We start from the raw sequence: 13518 nt of genomic DNA, 5'->3' as shown, positions 1-13518 counted from the left end.
GTGCCCTTCCGGAGCCCCCGGTGCCAAAACGCGACGTCCGGGGCCGCGATGGTCCCCGAGCCGCTAGATCTTGGCGACCTGGCTGAACGAGAGCTCGACCGGCGTCTCCCGGCCGAAGATCGAGACGAGCACCTTGAGCTTCTGGGTGTCGGTGTTGATCTCGGAGATCGTTGCCGGGAGCGTCTCGAAGGGGCCTTCCATCACGGTGACCGACTCGCCGACCTCGAAGTCGACGACAGCGGCCGGCTTCGGCCCAGCGCTTTTGACGGTGCCACCGGCACCGGCTTCGGCGGGGACCTCGAGGTTGGGCGCCAGCATGGTGAAGACCTCATCGATCGACAACGGCACCGGCTGGTGGGCGTTTCCGACGAAGCCGGTCACCCCGGGCGTGTGACGCACGGCGCCCCAGCTCTCGTCGGTGAGGTCCATGCGCACGAGGACGTAACCGGGCATGCGCACGCGGCGGACGAGCTTCTTCTGGCCGTTCTTGATCTCGGTCACCTCCTCCATGGGGACCTCGATCTCGAAGATGTAGTCCTCCATGTTGAGGGTCTGGATCCGGGTCTCGAGGTTGGCCTTGACCCGGTTCTCGTAGCCGGCGTAGGAGTGCACGACGTACCAGTCGCCCACGCGGGAGCGCAGGTCGGACTTGAAGGCCGCGATGGGGTCCCGCTCGTCCTCGGTCGGAGCACCGTCGGTCTCGGCTGCGTCGGTCTCGGCTGCGTCGGTCTCAGCTGCGTCGGTCTCGGCCACGTCGGTCTCGGCCACGTCGGCCTCCAGAGCGGCCTCGTCGCTGCCCGCCTCCGCGTCCACGACAGCGTCGAGCTGCGCATCGAGGGCGGCGCTCTCCTCGGCCTCGGTGGCCGGGGCGTCGCTCTCGGCGTACTCGGTGTCAACGCCCTGCTGGGCGAACTGGTCGGACACGCTGTGACCTACTTCCTTGCTGGTTGGTGCGGCTCGGGCGCCGTGCGGCTAGAGCGTCTCGCCCGCGAGAGCCCACGAGACGAGCTTGCTCCACCCGAGGTCGAGCCCGGAGACAAGCGCCATGATCACCAGGACGAAGACGATCACGACGGAGGTGTACCGAACGAGCTCGGGCCCTGTCGGCCGCACGACCTTACGCAGCTCGTCGAGGATCTGGCGCACGAAGAGGCTGATCGCGCCGACGAGCCGCGAGACCGGGTTGCCACCCGCCGCCTTGTCGGCCCGACCGGACCCACGCTTGGCGCTCGTCTCCGTCACGATTCCTACTTTCTGTCTTGGGTGCAGCCCGCGACAGCACCTCGACGTCAGGTGGCGAGGCATGAGCCGCGTGCCGCCACGCACGACGACCATTCTGGAACGCAGGGCAAGAGGGACTCGAACCCCCAACCGCTGGTTTTGGAGACCAGTGCTCTACCAATTGAGCTATTGCCCTTCACCGAGTCTCGTTGGGGGATTCCCGGCGGAACGGCAGCCAGCAGCAATGGGCCAGCGCGCCGTCCGAAGGTCGATCATACGGGACGGAGCCGGTCATGGCGAACCGGGCCGCGTCCTCCCAGCGGCCCCGCTGGTGCACGGTATGCGGACGACCTGCCGGGGCCACGGTCGCAGGTGGGAGGATCGATCTGTGACGACGCATGCGCCCCTGGCCGCCCTCACCGACGACGAGCTGACCCGCTTCCTGCTCGACCAACAGGAAGCCTATGCCCAGCTCCAGCGGGCCGGCCTCAAGCTCGACCTCACCCGCGGCAAGCCCTCCGCCGAGCAGCTCGACCTGTCCGACGCGCTGCTCCACCTCCCGACGTCGACGAAGGACCGGGCCGGGGTGGATGTGCGCAACTACGGCGGTCTGGAGGGCCTCGCTGAGCTGCGCGAGATCTTCGCCGAGCTGCTCGCCACGAGCCCGTCGCAGGTCATCCTGGGCGGCAACTCGAGCCTGAGCATGATGCAGACGACGATCGTCGACTTCCTCCTGCACGGGGGCGTCGACTCCCCGCGCCGCTGGGCGGACGAGGAGAAGGTGCGCTTCATCTGCCCCGTCCCCGGCTATGACCGCCACTTCTCCCTCGTCGCGTCCTTTGGCATCGAGATGCTCACCGTCGACATGAGGGCGGACGGCCCGGACATGGCCGCAGTCGAGGCGCTCGTCAAGGAGGACCCCTCCGTCAAGGGCATCTGGATCGTCCCCACCTACTCGAACCCGACCGGTGCCGTCGTCTCCCAGGAGGTCGCGGCGCGGCTCGCCGCGATGCCCACCGCCGCCCCCGACTTCACCATCTTCTGGGACAACGCCTACGCGTTCCACCACCTGACCGAAGAAGAGGCCAAGAGCGCCGACATCCTCTCCCTCGCCGCCGCCTCCGGGCACCCGAACCGGCCCATCGTGTTCGCGTCGACCTCCAAGATCACCTACGCGGGCGCCGGGGTCGCCGTGCTCGCCGCCAGCGAGGCCACCATCGCCTGGTACCTCAAGCACCTGTCGATGGCGTCGATCGGGCCCGACAAGGTCAACCAGCTGCGACATGCCGAGTTCTTCGGGTCCGCCCAGGGCGTTCGCGACCACATGGCCCGGCACCGCGAGATCCTGGCCCCGAAGTTCGACGCCGTCGACGCCGCCCTGACCGCGCAGCTCGCCGGCCGGGGCATTGCAGAGTGGAGCCGACCGACCGGCGGCTACTTCGTCAACCTCGACGTCCTCGACGGCACCGCCTCTCGGGTCGTGGCCCTGGCCAAGGCCGCAGGCATCGCCCTCACCCCGGCCGGGGCCTCCTTCCCCCACGGCACCGACCCCCGCGACCGCAACATCCGCCTCGCCCCCAGCTTCCCGGGCCTCGACGAGGTGCGCACCGCCATGGCCGGGGTCGCGACGTGCGTGGCGCTCGCCGCGGCGGAGAGAATCGCGGCTGACCGCGGTCTGCGGGTAGATACAGCACAGAGCGCGTTGTGACCTGCTGAACCAGGAAGGAACCAAGCATGAGCGGCACCGAGCCCAACGAGAACATCACCGACGACCTGACCACCTACAGCGTGGATGACGAGGACCAGCTCCAGCCCGAGGACACCCTCGTCGGCGACGACGTCGAGGATGCCCTCGACCGCGGCTACTCCCCCGCGGACAGCCCTCGGGGCTCGCAGTCCTTCGGAACGACGCCGTACGAGCAGTCGCTCGACGAGACGATCGACCAACGGATCCTCCAGGAGGAGCCGGACCCGACGTCGGCGTACGGCGCCCCGGACAACGAGAGCGGCCTCGACGACGACCGGCTCGGCGGCGACGACCCCGACGCGATCGCCGCCGAGGACGACTGGTTGGGCGACAACGAGGTCGGCTCCCGGCGGGCGGGGCGCCTGGTGGCCGACGACGAAGGCGCGCATGAGGACACGGAGAAGGAGTCCTGGGCCCGCGACGTCGGCGTCGACGGCGCGGCGGCGTCCGCCGAGGAGGCTGCCGTCCACATCATCGAGGAGTGATCCGGCTCGGTCCGGGCCACGTCGAGCCCAGTGACGGCACTCGGCTGCCAGACTGGCCCGCATGACCCGCGCCGCCCGCACGGTGGAGGTGTTGCCGAAGGCACACCTCCACCTGCATTTCACCGGATCGATGCGTGTCGACACCGTGCGCGACCTGGCACTCAAGCACGGCCTGCGGCTGCCCGACGCACTCCTGCGCGACTGGCCACCGCGTCTCGCCAAAGCCACCGATGAGCGGGGCTGGTTCCGCTTCCAACGCCTCTACGACGCCGCGCGCGCCTGCGTCCGGGGTGAGGAGGACATGCGCCGGATCGTCCGTGAGGCAGCCCAGGACGATGCTGCGGAGGGCTCGCGCTGGCTCGAGATCCAGGTCGACCCCACGTCGTACGCCCCGTTCGTCGGCGGAATCACCCCGGCCCTCGAGATCGTGCTCGACGAGGCCCGCTCCGTCTCGACCGACGACGGGATCGGCGTCGCCGTCATCGTGGCCGCCAGCCGGATGCGCCATCCGCTCGAGGCGCGGACCCTGGCCCGCCTCGCAGCGAGACATGCCGGTTCGGGGTCGGGAGAGGTCGTCGGCTTCGGGCTCTCCAACGACGAGCGCCGCGGCGTCGTCGCCGACTTCGCGCCCGCCTTCGCGATCGCTCGCAAGGCCGGTCTTGCGCTCGTCCCGCACGGTGGGGAGCTGCTCGGGGCCCAGTCGGTGATGGAGACCCTCCAGCACCTCGACCCCGACCGGATCGGGCACGGTGTGCGGTCGGTCGAGGATCCGCAGGTCCTCGCTGCGGTCGCCGAGGCAGGAGTCACCCTCGAGGTCTGTCCGGGCAGCAACGTCGCCCTCGGTGTCTACTCCGATCCGGAGGATGTTCCGCTCGTCAGGATCCTCGACGCCGGCGTGCGGGTGGCGCTCGGCGCGGACGACCCGCTCCTCTTCGGCAGTCGCCTGGCACAGCAGTACACCGCGGCCCGCGAGCTCGGGTGTTCGGACCGGGACCTGGCTTCCCTCGCGCGCGGCTCCGTCCTCGCCAGTCGGGCCCCGGACCACGTGCGCGATGCCGCCCTGCGAGACATCGACGCCTGGCTGGCAGAGCCGCCCGACGCGTCCGCGAGCCCAGCCTGATGGCCCCCGCTCGTGCTCCCGGTTTGCCCGAGGTCCGGTCCGCCGTTCATGCTGGACCGGATATGACGACACAGAAGCAGCCCACCGCGAGCTCCCGCACCGGGCGGACGACCCGACTCCGACGTCTTGCGGCAGGTGCCGCTCTCGTGCCACTCCTCGCTGTGGGCGCCTGCAGCGGCGAGACCCCGCTGACAGCCGACCCGACCCGTCGGCCTCCCACGACGACGGCCACCGAGACGACCGCACCCACGACGACCGGCGCCACGACCGGCCCCACGACGGGCTCCACGACGGGCTCCACGACGGGGGCGACCACCGCCGCGCCCGAGGCGACCTCCACCCCGGACGCCAGGGCGACCAGGACCAAGGTCAAGGTGCGACTCGCGGTGCCCACCCTGGGCCACGTCATCAAGGTGTCCCGGGTGGTTCGGAACATCCCGTGGCCCGAGGGCAACCCGGTCGCCGAGGAGGCCTTCGAGCTCGTCGGGATCCGGATCACGCTCGCTGCCGGCGACCGCTACACGGCCACCTTGTCGCCGAGCCAGCTCTTCCTCCGCCTCGGCCAGATCGACGTCAAGTCGACGACGGAGTACGCCAAGGCCTTCGCGAAGTCCTACGGCCCGGTCGTCGAGGCAGCCAAGCGCGGCGAGACGAAGACCGGTTGGCTCTACTTCAAGATCGACCGCGGCGTGAGCCCGCTCGTGCTCGAGTACCACCGGCCCGCCTACCAGGTGTCGACGACGGACAAGACCATCGAGGCCCAGGTCTACGCGCGCAAGCTCCTCGACTAGCGAGGCGCCCGGGTCGGTCAGAGGACCTCGCCGACGATGACGGGCTCGTTGACCAGACGGATGCCGAAGGCCTCCTCGACCCCCTCACGGACCTGACGGGCGAGGGCGATGACGTCGGAGGTCGTCGCACCACCCCGGTTGGTGATCGCGAGGGTGTGCTTGGTCGACAGCGCCGCGGGCGCGGGAATCCCGAACCCCTTGGTGAACCCCGCGTTGTCGATGAGCCAGGCTGCGCTCGTCTTGATCCGTCCATCCGGCTCCCGGAACCGCGGCGGGCCGGGCGCCTCGAAACCCAGCCGCTCCGCGGCACGCTCGGCGAGCTCGTCGAACTCGTCCGTGGTGAGGATCGGGTTGGTGAAGAACGAGCCGCACGACCACGTGTCGGGGTCCTCGGGGTCGAGCACCATGCCACGCCGGCGGCGCTGCTCGAGGACGGCCCGCCGCGTCTCGGCGAGCGGCACCCGCGTGCCGAGCGGCACCCCGAGACCATCGGCCAGCGCGGCATAGGCGATGGGACGGCCCAGGTCGGCCACCTCGAGCTGATAGAGCACGTCGAGGACGACATAGCGGTCGGTGCCCTTGAACAGCGAGTGCCGGTAGGTGAACCGGCAGTCGGCGTTGAAGAATGTCCGGACCGCCTCCTCCTGGCGGTCCCAGACGCGGACCTGGGCGATGGTCTGCGCGACCTCCTGGCCGTAGGCGCCGACGTTCTGGATCGGCGTGGCCCCGGTGCGGCCCGGGATCCCGCTCAGCGTCTCGATGCCCGCCCAGCCCTCGTCGACGGCTCGGGCGACGAGCTGGTCCCACACCTCGCCGGCGGCCACGCGCACCATGGCGCCACCGCAGGAGTCGACGGACTCCTCGGCAATGCCTCTCGTGGCGATCCGCACGACGGTGCCGGGAAAGCCCGAGTCCGACACGATCAGGTTGGAGCCCCCGGAGAGGAGGAGGAGTGGCTCATCCGCGTCGTCGACCTCGCGAACCGCGTCGACGAGCTCATCGGTGGTCTCGACGGTGACCAGCCGGGCGGCCGGACCGCCGACGCGCATCGTCGTCAGCTCGGCCAGCGGGTAGTCGTGGTCCTCGCGCACGCCGACCGGTCAGTCCAGCCGGGCCACGGCGATGGCGCGGCCCAGGATCTTCTCGCCGGCTGCCGTTGCCGTCAGCTCCACGGTGACGCGACGGGTCTCGGGGTCGACCGCCTTGACGACTCCGGACACCTCGATGTCCGCGCCAGACTCGTAGGGCACGACGACGGGTCGGGTGAACCGCGTGCCGTACTCCACGACGCGCCCGGCGTCACCGACCCAGTCGGTGACGACAGTGACCGCTGCCCCCATGGTGAACATGCCGTGGGCGATGACGTCGGGCAGCCCGACCGACTTGGCGAACGGCTCGTCCCAGTGAATGCGGTTGCGGTCGAGCGAGGCGCCGGCGTACTGCACGAGGCGGGCTCGGTCGACGTGGATGGTCCTCGCGGGCAGGGTGTCGCCGACGGCGACGTCGGACACCCGCCGGACACCTGCGGCTGCGGTCGCGTCACTCATCACTGGCCTCCTCGGATGACGATCGTGGACGTCGCGGTGCAGACCGGCTCGCCGGCCACGGTGGCGAGCTCGGTGCGAGTCGTCACCATGGCGTGACCCCCGGCCTCGCGGACGGTGTCGACGTGCAGCGTCCCGACGATGGAGTCCCCGGCGGCCAGGGGCCGGTGGTGGACGAACTTCTGCTCCCCATGGACGACTCGGGAGAAGTCGATGCCGGCCTCAGGGTCCCGGATCAGCTGGGCGTCGCACTGCTGCGCGACGAGAACCGCGAACGTCGGCGGCGCGATCACGTCAGCGTAGCCGCGGGACCTCGCCACGTCGGGGTCGGTGTGCACCGGGTCGCTGGAACCGACCGCCTCCGCGAACTCGCGGATCTTCGCCGCGCTCACGCGGTAGGGCTCCGTCGGCGGGTACGTGCGTCCCTGGAAGTCTGCGTTCACCGGCATGGCGGCAGCCTATCGGCGATCCGTGGGCCGTCGGATCCGAGCCGTCCCGCGAGGCCGTGGGGGTCCCGGGTGGCGCGGACTGCACCGTTCGAGCGGAGCGAGCCCAGCGGCATACGGCGACACACGAACGCTCCCCCGGCCACGTGGCCGAGGGAGCGTTGGACGCGAAGAGACGCGGTCAGCGCGTCTCGCGGTGCTCCGTGTGCTTGCCGCAGTTGGGGCAGAACTTGTTGAAGGCGAGCCGGTCGGGGTTGTTGCGACGGTTCTTCTTCGTGATGTAGTTGCGGTGCTTGCAGTCGGCACACGCCATGGTGATCTTGGGACGGACGTCCGTGCTCTTGCTGGCCACAACAACCTGCTCTCGAAATGACTGCGGATGAATCGGGTCTCGATGTCGCGCGCAAGGGCACGCACGCGACGTCCAAGAATACGCGAGACCCGGACGTTTCCTGAAATCGCCCGGGCCCGCGCAGTGGTAGCGGGAGCGGGACTCGATCCCGCGACCTCACGATTATGAGTCGTGCGCTCTAACCAGCTGAGCTACCCCGCCATGGGCTGTCGGGCAGCTCGCGTGCGAGCCACTGCCGACCGACCAGAGCCCCAATAGGGAATCGAACCCTAGACCTTTTCCTTACCATGGAAACGCTCTGCCGACTGAGCTATTGGGGCACGCCACCCCGGGCGCAAGGCGCCGAGCTGACCTGTTGTGCGACGGTGAGACTACACGGTCGACCCGGCCGACGGGAAATCGGCGCGTCGCGCCGCGCCCCGTAGGCACGTGCGGCCAGCGCTGCAAGGATGCGTCCCATGAGCGACGATTCGGGGACCGATCCCACGGGTACGCCGAGGGGCGATCTCCCGGAGCCGGTGGAGGAGCGCGAGCCCCGCACTCCCGACGGCGCGACGGACGTGCAGATCCACCTCAACCGCTACAGCATCTGGCGTGCAGCATGGGTCGTCGTCGCCGTCATCGCCCTCGTCGCGCTCGCCCGGTTCGTCCTCGCCGACGCGGGCGGGGTGATCTTCACGCTCATCCTCGCGTTCCTGGCGTCGATCGCGATGGAGCCCGCTGTCGGCAAGCTGAGCCAGTCGATGAAACGCGGGTTCGCCACGGCGATCGTCATGTTCGGCAGCCTGCTCGCCCTGGCCGCGTTCATCTTCGTCTTCGGCCGGCTCCTGTCCGACCAGATCGGCACCTTCGCCGAGTCCGTCCCCGCGCTGGTCGAGGACCTGACCACGTGGGCCTCCGAGCGGTTCGGCATCGACCTCGACTACCAGAGTCTGCTCGAGCGGCTCGGCGTCGGCACCTCGACGCTCACGACCGTCGCGCAGAACCTCGCCGGCGGCGTGCTCGGCTTCCTCGTCTCCGTGGTCGCTGCAGCGTTCAGCACGTTGACCTTCGCCTTCTTCGCGTTCTACTTCTCCGCCGACGGGCCGCGGTTGCGCCGGTGGATCGCCCAGCTCGTCCCCCCGAGGCAGCAGGAGGTCTTCGGCCTCGCTTGGGACCTGGCGGTCCGCAAGACCGGCGGCTACGTCTCAGCGCGCGTCGTCCTCGCTGCGATCAACGGCGGGCTGACCGCCCTCTTCATGCTCATCATCGGGATGCCCTACTGGCTGGCGCTCGGCATCTGGACCGGCGTCGTCGCCCAGTTCGTGCCGACGGTCGGGACCTACATCGCCATCGCCCTACCCGTCGTCATCGGCCTCATCGGGGAGAAGCCGTGGCAGGGTCTCGCCGTGCTCGGCTTCGCCGTGGTCTACCAGCAGATCGAGAACGTCACCCTGGAGCCGCGAATCTCCGCCTCGGCCGTCAACGTCCACCCGGCCGTCTCCTTCGGCGCGGTCCTCTTCGGGGCGTCGCTCTTCGGGGTCGGTGGCGCGTTCGTGGCGGTGCCCGTGGCCGCGTTGCTGCTGGCTCTCTTCGACATCTACTCGCACAAGTACGAGCTGGTGCCCGACCTGGCGCAGCTGCAGCCGGGCGAGCGGGAGGCGGAGGAGAGCCCGCGCGACGAGGACCTGGTGGCCAAGCACCACCGGCTCCGCGGGTTGCTGGGGCGACGCTCGCGCTGAGCCGGGCGCGGGCTCACCTCGACCGATGCCGTATGCCGCCGGGCCGGCTTCCGCGTCCGGTCATCCTTCGGAGTCGTGCTGGGTCAGGGCCTCTTCGGCCTGCGCCTGGGCGGCTTCGCGTCGGTCGCGCTCGGCCACCGCGTCGTCGAGCTCCGCGCTCACCCTGGCCAGCCGCTCGCGGGCCGTCGTCAGCCGCCGCTCGAGGTCAGCGATGCCTTCGGTGACCTCCTCCTGCCGCGCCGTGAGCACCGCCACGTGACGGTCGGCGTCCCGAGCCGCGTCCTGCGCAGCCTTGAGTGCTCCGGCGAGCCGGTGGCGCTGGGCCTGACGTCTGGCCCGGCGCCGCTCCTCGAGGTCGACGGCGGCCGGGGCCTCCCTCGCCCCTGACCCGCCGCCCTCACCCTCGATGACGGTGAGGGCCGGCTCGGCATCCTCGATGGCGACGGCGTCGTCGATGTCCACGGAACCGAAGCCTGAGTAGCTCAGCGCCTTGACGAGTGCCCCGGTGAGGATCTTCTTCTCGGCCTCCTCGTCGGCGATGAGGGCGACGAGCGTGTCGTGCACCTCGGCCAGTGCACCTGCGCCGACCGACTGCCCCGCCTCATCGGCCGCTGCCGCGATCTGCAGGCCGAGGGCGTCGACCCGTCTCGCCCGCTCCCGACCCAGAGCACGGAGCTGGTCGGCGTCGAGGGTCCGCTGGGCCTCCCTCAGCAGCTCGGCGAACGCGCGGAACTCGGCAAGGTCCTCCGGGTGGGTGCGGACGAAGTGGTTCGTCGCCCAGGCGGCCACCGTCGGCTTGCGCAGAGCGGCGACCTGCTTGGCGAGATCCTGGTCGCCAGCGGACTTCGCCTGCGACACCAGCTCCGTGCGCAGCGCCGTGAAACGGGCCGGCGGGGCGGCATAGAGCTGCTGCACGGCGGCGCGGAGGTGGAGGATCACGCGTTCATTGTGTCGCGTCGCGGCCGGTCCGCCCCCCGCGGACCAGTCCACGTGGTGGGAAATGGACCTGCATCCGAGAGGCTCGCTGCGTCAAGGTGGAGGGGTGATCTGGATCTGTGCGACGTGTGGCGTCGAGACCACGGACAGTGCGACACCGCCGCTGGCGTGTGCGATCTGCGAGGACGACAGGCAGTGGGTGCCCACTGAGGGACAGCAGTGGACCACGCTGGACACCTTGCGGGACAGGGGGACTCGCATCGCCATCGCGGAGGTGGAGCCGGACCTGTGGGGTCTGAGAGCGGAGCCCGCGGTGGGCATCGGACAGCAGACGATGCTGGTCCGCACGCCCGGGGGGACGCTGCTCTTCGACTGCGTCGGCTACGTGGACGACTCCGCCATCGAGTTCGTCCGCGGACTCGGGCCGACGCTGGCCGTCGCGGCGAGCCATCCGCACATGTACGGCGTCCAGACCGAGTGGGCGAAAGCCCTCGGGGCCCCCGTCATCCTCGCGGAACGAGACCGCGACTGGGTGCGGCGGCCCGACCTCGTCGAGTTCTTCGACGAGGTGCGCGAGGTGGCACCCGGCCTGACCCTCCACCGGGTCGGGGGCCACTTCGCCGGCCAGACCGTCGTCGAGTGGGCCACCGGCAACGGGGGCCTGGGGGTGCTGCTCGCGGGTGACGCGATCTTCACCAACCCGGATGGGCGGACGGTGAGCTTCATGCGCAGCTACCCGAACCGGCTGCCCTTGTCCGGCAACGTCGTCCAGCGCATTGCAGCTCAGGTCTCGGACCTCCAGTTCGACCGTCTCTACAACAACTTCGGCGCGGTCGTCCCCTCGGACGCCAAGGCGGTGATCCGCTACTCGGCGGACCGACACGCTGCATGGGTCCGCGGAGACTACGACCACCTCACCTGACCAATCGAGAGAGCAGTTCGCGACACCCCCACCCAATCGAAGTGCTCTTTCGATCAGGGGGTGCGCCTCGGCCACCACATCCGGTCGCCGAGCAGGGCGAAGAGAGCCGGCACGAGCAGCGTCCGGACGACGAACGTGTCAACGAGGACACCGAGGCCGACGATGAGGCCCAGCTGGGCGAGCACCATGAGGGGCAGCACGCCCAGGGCGGCGAACACCGCGGCGAGGACGACTCCCGCGCTCGTGATGACGGCTCCCGTCGCGCCCACCGCCCGTCGCATGCCGGCCACCGTCCCGGCATCGATGGCCTCTTCCCTGGCGCGGTGGACGAGGAAGATCGTGTAGTCCACGCCGAGCGCTACGAGGAACATGAAGGCGATGAGGGGCACGTTGACGTCCAGCCCGGCGAAGCCGAGGAGGGCGCTGCCGATCCAGGACCCCAGACCGAGCGCCGCGAGTGCCGACAGCGCGTTCACCGCGACGAGGACCACGGGGGCAACGGCCGCGCCGAGCAGTGCGGCGAGGACGAGCAGGACGACACCGAGGATCACCGGGCCCACCACCCGCAGGTCGCGCTCGGCGAGCTCGCGGGTGTCCAGCAGCTCGGCCGCCTCTCCGCCGACCTTCGCGTCGGCGCCGGCGACGGACCGGGCCGCCGCCCGCACCGCGCGCACGGTGTCGTCACCGTCGGCCGTTCCCGGACCCGCCTGGGCGGTCACCGTCAACCGGGCGAGCCCTGCGGCAGCGCCCGCAGGACGCACCGACGTCACCCCCTCGACCTGCCGGAGGCGCCCGGCGACCGTGTCGATGGCGGCCTCGTCCGCGACGACGACGATGGGAGCCGACTGACCGGACGGGAAGTGCTCGTCGAGGATCTCCGCGCCGATCTGCGACTCTGCCGCGACCCGGAACTTCTCGGTCGGGGCCAGGCCGACCCGCATGCCGACGAGACCTGAGGCCAGCGCGGCGAGAATCCCCAGGACGGCCACGGTGGTCACGACCGGCCTGCGCATCGACCTGCTCGCCAGCCGGCCCCAGAGGGACGGTCGCGGCGCTGGGGCACCGGGGCGGGGAACGAACGGCCAGAAGGCTCCCCGACCGACGACCGCGAGTGCTGCCGGGAGCACGACCAGGCCGAAGGCGAGCGCAACGAGGAGACCGAGCGCCGAGGCCACGCCCAGACCCGAGGTCGAGGGCATGACGGCGAAGACCAACGCGAGGAGGCTGAGGACGACGGTGACGTTGCTCGCCACGATCGCACCGGCTGTGGACGACCACGCCCTCCGCAGCGCCATCCGGTGGTCAGGCTGGTGACGGAGCTCCTCCCGGTAGCGCGAGATCAGCAGCAGGGCATAGTTCGTGCCGGCGCCGAAGACGAGGACGCTGATGATCCCCGCATCGAACTTGAGGTCCCACCGGGCGCCTGCCTGGGCCGTGAGGGCCGCGGCCACCTGGTCGGCCAGCGCGACGACCGTCAGGGGGACGACCCAGAGGATCGGCGACCGGTAGGTGACGAGCAGCAGGAGGACGACGGCGGCGAGGGTGACGAGGAGCAGGGTGACGTCGGCCCCGTCGAAGGCGGAGGCCACGTCCGCCCCGAACGCCGGGCCACCGGTCACGTGGGTCTCGAGCCCTGGGATGGCGGACGCAGCGACTCGCTCACGCAGCTGAGCGACGGTGACGGCGATGTCGGCACCGGGCCGGTCCACGTCGACCGGGACGGGCAGCAGTGCGGCCCTCCTGTCGTCCGAGACCGTGGCCGGAAGCGGCGGCGCGCCCACGGCCGGCCCGATGGCAGGCGCCTGGGCCGAGATGGACCGCAGCTGCGCAGGAGCCAGCGGTCCACCGTCCGCCCGCGTCCACACCACGATGGCCGGCGCCCGGTCGCCTCCCGGGAAGTGTCTCTGCAGCTCGGCGACCTGGCGCGCCTCGGCCGTTGCCGGGAGGGAGCCGGCCGCGCCGCCACCGACCGGTGGCTCGGTGCGCAGGCCGCCGAGGATGGCCGCGACGACGGCGAGCGCGATGAGGATCGTGGCCCACGCCCCGCGTCGGGACGTGAGACGAGCGATGAAGGAGGCGGAGCCCTTTCGTGGGGGCTCTTTAGGGGCGGGAGGGGATGGCCTGGTGGGGGTCGTGGGTGTGGTCGTCGGGATCATGACTTCACTGTCAGCCCGGAATCTGCCCCTGCCCCTCCATCGAAAGGCTGAACTCCGCGGCCTCCCTGTCCGGGGGC

At 70.6% G+C, this 13518-nt stretch carries 14 protein-coding genes and 3 tRNA genes; 6 read left to right on the top strand and 11 right to left on the bottom strand.

The genetic code is table 11. From position 1 onward, the window contains the following. Positions 1-63: 63 nt before the first annotated feature. The 3 genes from nusG to ABWV20_RS00255 all read right to left on the bottom strand — a co-directional run bounded on the left by nusG (position 64) and on the right by ABWV20_RS00255 (position 1417). Complete coding sequence (nusG, locus tag ABWV20_RS00265) at positions 64-924, bottom strand: transcription termination/antitermination protein NusG (protein WP_353352748.1); 861 nt, start codon at positions 922-924, stop codon at positions 64-66. Between the two features lie 48 nt (positions 925-972). Further along, entirely contained in the window at positions 973-1242 is a 270-nt protein-coding gene (gene secE, locus ABWV20_RS00260) for a preprotein translocase subunit SecE (protein ID WP_353352747.1), read from the bottom strand. Between the two features lie 102 nt (positions 1243-1344). Continuing rightward, positions 1345-1417: transfer RNA gene (locus ABWV20_RS00255), tRNA-Trp, on the bottom strand. Between the two features lie 192 nt (positions 1418-1609). Between ABWV20_RS00255 and ABWV20_RS00250 the strand changes: the two genes are divergently transcribed. The 4 genes from ABWV20_RS00250 to ABWV20_RS00235 all read left to right on the top strand — a co-directional run bounded on the left by ABWV20_RS00250 (position 1610) and on the right by ABWV20_RS00235 (position 5364). Beyond that, entirely contained in the window at positions 1610-2929 is a 1320-nt protein-coding gene (locus ABWV20_RS00250; protein ID WP_353352746.1) for an aspartate aminotransferase type Ic, read from the top strand. 26 nt (positions 2930-2955) lie between these two features. Beyond that, on the top strand, positions 2956-3453 hold the full coding sequence (locus ABWV20_RS00245) for a DUF5709 domain-containing protein (protein WP_353352745.1): 498 nt from the start codon (positions 2956-2958) through the stop codon (positions 3451-3453). A gap of 61 nt (positions 3454-3514) precedes the next feature. Beyond that, positions 3515-4573 carry an adenosine deaminase gene (locus ABWV20_RS00240; RefSeq protein WP_353352744.1) on the top strand — a complete coding sequence of 353 codons (1059 nt, stop codon included), beginning with the start codon at positions 3515-3517 and terminating at the stop codon, positions 4571-4573. 146 nt (positions 4574-4719) lie between these two features. Next, the gene (locus tag ABWV20_RS00235; RefSeq protein ID WP_353352743.1) at positions 4720-5364 is read left to right on the top strand and encodes a hypothetical protein; all 645 of its coding nucleotides are present in this window, start codon (positions 4720-4722) and stop codon (positions 5362-5364) included. A 17-nt stretch (positions 5365-5381) separates the two neighbouring features. Here the strand turns inward: ABWV20_RS00235 and ABWV20_RS00230 are convergent, their stop codons facing one another. The 6 genes from ABWV20_RS00230 to ABWV20_RS00205 form a co-directional block, all read right to left on the bottom strand. Continuing rightward, complete coding sequence (locus ABWV20_RS00230; RefSeq protein WP_353352742.1) at positions 5382-6455, bottom strand: UDP-N-acetylmuramate dehydrogenase; 1074 nt, start codon at positions 6453-6455, stop codon at positions 5382-5384. A 9-nt stretch (positions 6456-6464) separates the two neighbouring features. Beyond that, entirely contained in the window at positions 6465-6911 is a 447-nt protein-coding gene (locus ABWV20_RS00225; protein ID WP_353352741.1) for a MaoC/PaaZ C-terminal domain-containing protein, read from the bottom strand. Continuing rightward, on the bottom strand, positions 6911-7357 hold the full coding sequence (locus tag ABWV20_RS00220; RefSeq protein WP_353352740.1) for an FAS1-like dehydratase domain-containing protein: 447 nt from the start codon (positions 7355-7357) through the stop codon (positions 6911-6913). Before ABWV20_RS00220 ends, ABWV20_RS00225 begins: the two co-directional genes overlap by 1 nt. Before the next feature lie 178 nt (positions 7358-7535). Then, positions 7536-7706, bottom strand: coding sequence for a 50S ribosomal protein L33 (gene rpmG, locus ABWV20_RS00215; RefSeq protein WP_013493610.1), 171 nt, complete (start codon positions 7704-7706; stop codon positions 7536-7538). 124 nt (positions 7707-7830) lie between these two features. After that, positions 7831-7907, bottom strand: a tRNA-Met gene (locus ABWV20_RS00210). 46 nt (positions 7908-7953) lie between these two features. After that, positions 7954-8026 (bottom strand) — tRNA-Thr (locus ABWV20_RS00205). A gap of 138 nt (positions 8027-8164) precedes the next feature. Between ABWV20_RS00205 and ABWV20_RS00200 the strand changes: the two genes are divergently transcribed. Then, a complete protein-coding gene (locus tag ABWV20_RS00200) occupies positions 8165-9427 on the top strand; it encodes an AI-2E family transporter (RefSeq protein WP_353352739.1) in 1263 nt (420 codons plus the stop codon). A gap of 60 nt (positions 9428-9487) precedes the next feature. Here the strand turns inward: ABWV20_RS00200 and ABWV20_RS00195 are convergent, their stop codons facing one another. Next, on the bottom strand, positions 9488-10366 hold the full coding sequence (locus tag ABWV20_RS00195; RefSeq protein ID WP_353352738.1) for a hypothetical protein: 879 nt from the start codon (positions 10364-10366) through the stop codon (positions 9488-9490). Positions 10367-10469: 103 nt separating this feature from the next. On the opposite strand from ABWV20_RS00195, the gene ABWV20_RS00190 reads away from it, so the two are divergent. Continuing rightward, positions 10470-11285, top strand: a complete 816-nt coding sequence (locus ABWV20_RS00190) for an MBL fold metallo-hydrolase (protein WP_353352737.1) — start codon at positions 10470-10472, stop codon at positions 11283-11285. A 53-nt stretch (positions 11286-11338) separates the two neighbouring features. Here ABWV20_RS00190 and ABWV20_RS00185 read toward each other — a convergent pair whose 3' ends face one another. After that, positions 11339-13441: an MMPL family transporter gene (locus ABWV20_RS00185; RefSeq protein WP_353352736.1), complete on the bottom strand. Its 2103-nt coding sequence runs from the start codon at positions 13439-13441 to the stop codon at positions 11339-11341. Between the last annotated feature and the right edge of the window lie 77 nt (positions 13442-13518).

Origin of the sequence: Intrasporangium sp. DVR (genome assembly GCF_040365325.1) — a bacterium.
In the GTDB taxonomy this organism is placed as follows: Bacteria; Actinomycetota; Actinomycetes; order Actinomycetales; family Dermatophilaceae; genus Intrasporangium.
The sequence above is the reverse complement of the archived record's forward strand: the minus strand, read 5'-3'. Positions and strand labels throughout refer to the sequence as shown.